Source organism: Mesorhizobium sp. M7A.F.Ca.CA.002.04.1.1 (genome assembly GCF_004022805.1).
In the GTDB taxonomy this organism is placed as follows: domain Bacteria; phylum Pseudomonadota; class Alphaproteobacteria; order Rhizobiales; family Rhizobiaceae; genus Mesorhizobium; species Mesorhizobium ciceri.
Window position 1 is genome coordinate 1 of record NZ_RZPL01000367.1, and the last position, 5,511, is coordinate 5,511.

A 5,511-nucleotide genomic window follows, 5' to 3' on the forward strand; every position below is an offset into this window, starting at 1 on the left:
CACCGGGCGTGACGAAGCCGCCGACTCCGGCGATCTCGTCGGTGCGGATGGTGACCGCCCGCATTCCGGGCGTCATCATGTTGGAGAGCGTCGCGCGGCCATTCGGGCCGGACAGCTTGGCCAGCAGCACCGGTTCGTTGACCTCGATCGGCGACAGCACCACGCGGCTGCCGTCGGCGAGCAACGCATTGATGGTGGTGAAGGCGCCCTGCGGCACGGACTCTTGCGACCACGGGATTTCGCTGAGCTGCGCGCGGTCGAGCTCCATGCCGTAGCGCAACGGGGCATTCGCCACCACGATGGTCTTGAATTCGACTTTCGGCACGACAGGTGCCGGAATCGACGACGTCTTCTCTTCGGAATCGGCCTTGGCCTGGCTTTTGACCCAGAAATCCGCGGCAAAGATCGAGATCGCGCCGAAAACGGCGGCGATGCCGATCATCGATATGGCCTTGCCCCTCACGCCTAAACCCCTGATATCAGCAGTTTCTTATTTAGTTGGGCTCACGTTAGGCGGCATTGTTAAAGAATCAGGAATCCCGGGCGTTGGTATCGGATCTATTTCCGCCGGCTTGGTTATCGAATGGTTTTGGGGTAAGAGGGCCCAGATCCCCGAACGGAACAGGAACCTCGGTCGCTTGGCGCTGAAAAGCGTGGCAGTATCGCGAGGTGATTCGCAGCACCGGAACCTATGGCAGGCATGGACGACAGCAACGATCTCTTCGGCAATATGGACAAGCAGCCGCAGCCGGTGCGTACCGCTGCGCGCCCGGCGGATCCACTGGTGGTGCAAGCCACCAAGCGTCCTGCCTCGACCAAGGACGGCAGCGAGGGCTATAGCGCCGCCGACATCGAGGTGCTGGAAGGGCTGGAGCCGGTGCGCCGCCGGCCAGGCATGTATATCGGCGGCACGGACGACAAGGCGATGCACCATCTGTTCGCCGAGGTCATCGACAATTCGATGGACGAAGCGGTTGCCGGCCACGCCACCTTCATCGATGTCGAGCTTTCGGCCGACGGCTATCTCGCCGTGACCGACAATGGCCGCGGCATCCCGATCGATCCGCACCCGAAGTTCAAGAAGCCGGCGCTTGAAGTGATCATGACGACGCTGCATTCGGGCGGCAAGTTCGACTCCAAGGTTTACGAGACATCAGGCGGCCTGCATGGCGTCGGCGTATCCGTGGTCAACGCGCTGTCGGACCATCTCGAGGTCGAGGTCGCGCGGGGACGGCAACTCTATCGGCAAAAATTCTCGCGCGGCGTTCCCGTGACCGGCCTGGAACAGTTGGGCGAGGTCCACAACCGGCGCGGCACAAAGATCCGCTTCCACCCCGACGAGCAGATTTTCGGCAAGGGCGCGGCGTTCGAACCGGCGCGGCTCTACCGTATGACGCGCTCGAAAGCCTATCTGTTCGGCGGCGTCGAAATCCGCTGGACCTGCGATCCGTCGCTGATCAAGGAAAAAGACCAGACGCCGGCCAAGGCGGAATTCCATTTTCCCGGCGGCCTGAAGGACTATCTCAAGGCATCGCTCGGCGACGACTTCCAGGTAACGCGCGAGATTTTCGCCGGCAAGAGCGAGAAACAGGGCGGCCACGGCTCGCTCGAATGGGCGGTGACCTGGTTCGGCGGCGACGGCTTCATCAATTCCTACTGCAACACCATCCCGACCGGCGAAGGCGGCACCCACGAGGCCGGCTTCCGCAACGTTTTGACGCGAGGCCTGCGCGCCTATGCCGACCTCGTCGGCAACAAGCGCGCGTCGATCGTCACCTCGGAAGACGTCATGATCTCGGCGGCGGGCATGCTGTCGGTGTTCATCCGCGAGCCGGAATTCGTCGGACAGACCAAGGACAGGCTGGCGACGATCGAGGCAATTCGAATTGTCGAGACCGCGATCCGCGATCCGTTCGACCATTGGCTGGCCGACAATCCGCAGGAAGCCTCGAAGCTGCTCGAATGGGTGATCGCACGCGCCGACGAGCGGGTGCGCCGGCGCCAGGAAAAGGAAGTGTCGCGCAAGAGCGCGGTGCGCAAGCTGCGGCTGCCGGGCAAGCTCGCCGACTGCACGCAGAATGCCGCGGCCGGTGCAGAACTGTTCATCGTCGAAGGCGACTCGGCCGGCGGCTCGGCCAAGCAGGCGCGCGACCGCGCCAGCCAGGCCGTGCTGCCATTGCGCGGCAAAATCCTCAACGTCGCCAGCGCCGGCAACGATAAGCTGGCGGCCAACCAACAGATTTCGGACCTGATCCAGGCGCTCGGCTGCGGTACGCGTTCGAAGTACCGCGATGAGGATCTGCGCTACGACCGCGTGATCATCATGACCGACGCCGATGTCGACGGCGCCCATATCGCCTCGCTGCTGATCACCTTCTTCTATCAGGAGATGCCGGCGCTGGTGCGTGGCGGCCATCTCTATCTCGCCGTGCCGCCGCTTTACTCGATCAGGCAAGGCGGCAAGGTCGCCTATGCCCGAGACGACGCCCACAAGGACGAGCTCCTGCGCACCGAATTCACCGGGCGCGGCAAGGTGGAACTGGGCCGCTTCAAGGGTCTGGGCGAGATGATGGCCGCCCAGCTCAAGGAAACCACCATGGATCCGAGGAAGCGAACGCTGCTCAGGATCGATGTAATCGACGCCGAGACGGCGACCAAGGACGCCGTCGATGCGTTGATGGGCACGAAGCCGGAGGCCCGCTTCCGGTTCATCCAGGAACGCGCCGAATTCGCCGAGACGGAAGTGCTGGATATCTAGCCGCCAGCCGGTCCATAACAAGGCTCCAGCTGCGGAGACGAGCATGTGACCAGGACGCGGCTGAAAGGCTATTTCGGGACGAGTTTAGCCGGGTTGACGCAGCCGACGCGCTCCGACTGGATCTTTGCCTTGCGCACCGTTTCAGCCGGCTTGATCGCGCTGCTGGCAGCCTATGCGCTGAAGCTCGACCATCCGCAATGGGCCATGATGACGGTGTTCATCGTCGCCCAGCCGGTTGCCGGCATGGTGCTGGCGAAGGGCTTCTACCGGCTGCTCGGCACGCTGGTCGGCGGCATCGCCGCGATCGGCATCACCACCGTTTTCGGCACCAACCCCTGGGTGCTGGTGACTGTGCTTGCCGTCTGGATCGGCATCTGCACCTTCGTCTCGTCGCTGCTGCGCAATCCGGAAGCCTATGGCGCCGCCCTGGCCGGCTACACCGCAATGATCATCGGCCTGCCCGCTTTCGGACAGCCGCATCTCGTCGTCGACCTCGCTGTCGCGCGCTGTGCCGAGATCGTGCTCGGCATCGTCTGCGCCGGCCTGACCAGCCGGCTGATCCTGCCAAAACTGGCCAGCGACGCCATCGTCTCGCGCCTGAAACGCTGCATCCTCGATCTTGCCACCTATGCCGGCGGTGCGTTCTCCGGCGGCGACCCGGCAACGCTGTCCGCGCTGCACCGAAAGCTGGTCACGGATACCCAGACGCTCGGCGAGATGCGCGCCTATGCCAGGCTCGAGGCGCCGAGCTTCGCGCCGCGCGCGCATCCGGTCCGGCGCACGATCGGACAACTGCTCTCGGCGCTGTCGGCGGCACGTGCGTTGCATTCGCATGCCGCTCCGAAGAATGCGGCGCTCATTCCGGTGCGTTCGGAGTTGCAAGCCCTTGTCGGTGAAATGGCCGCGAAGCCCGGCGCGCTGGACGACACCACGCCTTGGGTGGCGCGGCTCGACACCATCTCGGCCAAGGCCCGGCAAATGCCCGATGCCTCGACCGACCAGGGCGACGACAGGGTCGGCACGATCACCCGCCTGACCATTGCCGCCGATTTCGCCGATGCGCTCAAGCAGGTGCTGCGCGGCCTCGATGCCCTGCGTGCGCCTGCCACGCGCCCGGCCAGGGGCAGCAGGCAGCCTGCGCTGGTGGTGCATCGCGATTACGCCGGCGCATCGCGCAACGCGGTGCGCGCTGCCCTTGCGACGCTGCTGGTCGCGGCCTTCTGGTTGACGACGAAATGGTCGGAAGCCGCCGGCACGGTCATTCTCGTCGCCGTCGTGTCGAGCCTGTTTGCTGCTCGCCCCGACCCTGTGCAGGTCGCCTGGGGTTTCTTCAAGGGAACGCTTCTGGCGCTGCCCTTTGCCTTTCTCGTCGGCCAGATCGCATTGCCCGCCCTGCCCGGCTTCGGCTGGTTCATGCTGTTTGTCGTGCCGATCCTGGTGCCGACGGCGCTGGCCATGGCCAATCCACGCTATGTCGGCGTTGCGACGGCTTTCGCCATCAACTTTCTCGCCTTCCTCAGTCCGCACCAGGCGATGACCTACGATCCCGGACCCTTCTTCGCCGGTTCGGCGTCGATCCTGGTCGGCATCCTGCTGGCGATCGGTGTCTTCATCGTCGTGCTGCCGGCCGATCCTTGGCTCGCGGCCAACCGCATCGTGCGCGCCATGCGTGAGGATCTGGCGCGGCTTTGCCTGCATGAGCGGGTGCCGAGGCGGTCGGCCTTCGAGAGCCTCGCCTACGACCGCATCAACCAATTGATGCCGCTGGTGCAGAATGCCGGTCAGAAAGGCGATGCGGTTCTGGGCGGCGGCGTCGCCGCCGTCACCGTCGGCCTGGAGGTCCTTCGGCTGCGCGATGCGAGCCAGAGCCATGCCATCCCATCCGAGACCGCGCTTTCGATCGCCAACTTCCTGAGAGGGCTGGCGCGCGAACTGCTCTTCCGCGCCCCCGGCGATCCGCAGACATCAACCGTCACCGTCGCCCGGCAATATGCGGCTGGTATTGCCCAGCGAAACGGTACCGGGGAATTGCTGCAGATCGCGGCATCGTTGCGCATCATCGCCGCCGCGATGGAGGATTTTCCGGATTTTTTCGCCAGGGATAAAGGCTAGGCGGCCGCTATCGCCAGCGCGTGGCCGCGTGCGTTTTCGCGCAGCGCGTCGAGATGGATCGACTTGACCAAGGCGGCGAGATCACCCTCGGCGGATTGACCGCCCACTTCCTTGAGCATCAGCCAGCTTACCTCCTGCACACCGGCGACGCGCTTGCCGTTGGCGACCTCGCGCCAGATCTTCAGCGCACGCAGGATGATGGCGTGCGTGGCGCCGGCGAGCCCGGCGCTGCGGAACAATGCCTGCAAAGCCACGTCGTGCCCGCCGGCCAGCAGCGCCCTAACCCTTTGTTCGGACTGCTGGCTGAGCGCAACCAGTGCCGAGCCGAAGAAATCGACCTTGCCATGCGCGATGGTGCGGATGAGGAAGCTCGCGGTGAGGTCGCCACGCAGCCTGAGATGCTCGATCAGGGCCGCATGTTCTTCCGTGCGCGTGCCTTCGATCAGCGTCACCGAAGCCTTGACGCAGGCGTCGCGCATGACGCGGTCGGCTCGCGCCGCGCCCATCATCGCCATCACCAGTGGCGACGTTTTCAGCATTTCGCCAAGCTTGACGAGCAGCATATGCCGGCAGTCGGCCGGCAGCCTGACATCCGATATCAGCGCCTCGCGCACCAGCGGCAGGTGCCCATGCCGTTCGGC

At 64.9% G+C, this 5,511-nt stretch carries 4 protein-coding genes; 2 read left to right on the plus strand and 2 right to left on the minus strand.

The window, feature by feature from the left end:
- A partial coding sequence (gene cpaB / locus ENZ75_RS19135) for a Flp pilus assembly protein CpaB (protein WP_245481175.1) occupies window positions 1-463 on the minus strand: 463 nt, incomplete at its 3' end.
- A 237-nt stretch (window positions 464-700) separates the two neighbouring features.
- Here cpaB and parE point away from each other — a divergent pair.
- Window positions 701-2,758 (plus strand): DNA topoisomerase IV subunit B, encoded by a 2,058-nt coding sequence (gene parE / locus ENZ75_RS19140; protein ID WP_013531965.1) that lies wholly within the window; start codon window positions 701-703, stop codon window positions 2,756-2,758.
- Between the two features lie 45 nt (window positions 2,759-2,803).
- Window positions 2,804-4,870, plus strand: a complete 2,067-nt coding sequence (locus tag ENZ75_RS19145; RefSeq protein WP_063167882.1) for an FUSC family protein — start codon at window positions 2,804-2,806, stop codon at window positions 4,868-4,870.
- On the opposite strand, the gene ENZ75_RS19150 is transcribed toward ENZ75_RS19145, so the two are convergent.
- A partial coding sequence (locus ENZ75_RS19150; RefSeq protein ID WP_128278246.1) for a DUF2336 domain-containing protein occupies window positions 4,867-5,511 on the minus strand: 645 nt, incomplete at its 5' end. The genes ENZ75_RS19145 and ENZ75_RS19150 overlap by 4 nt on opposite strands.

Coding starts and splice junctions, on each gene's coding strand:
- parE (WP_013531965.1), top strand. CDS start 701: ATGGACGACAGCAACGATCTCTTCGGCAATATGGACAAGCAGCCGCAG.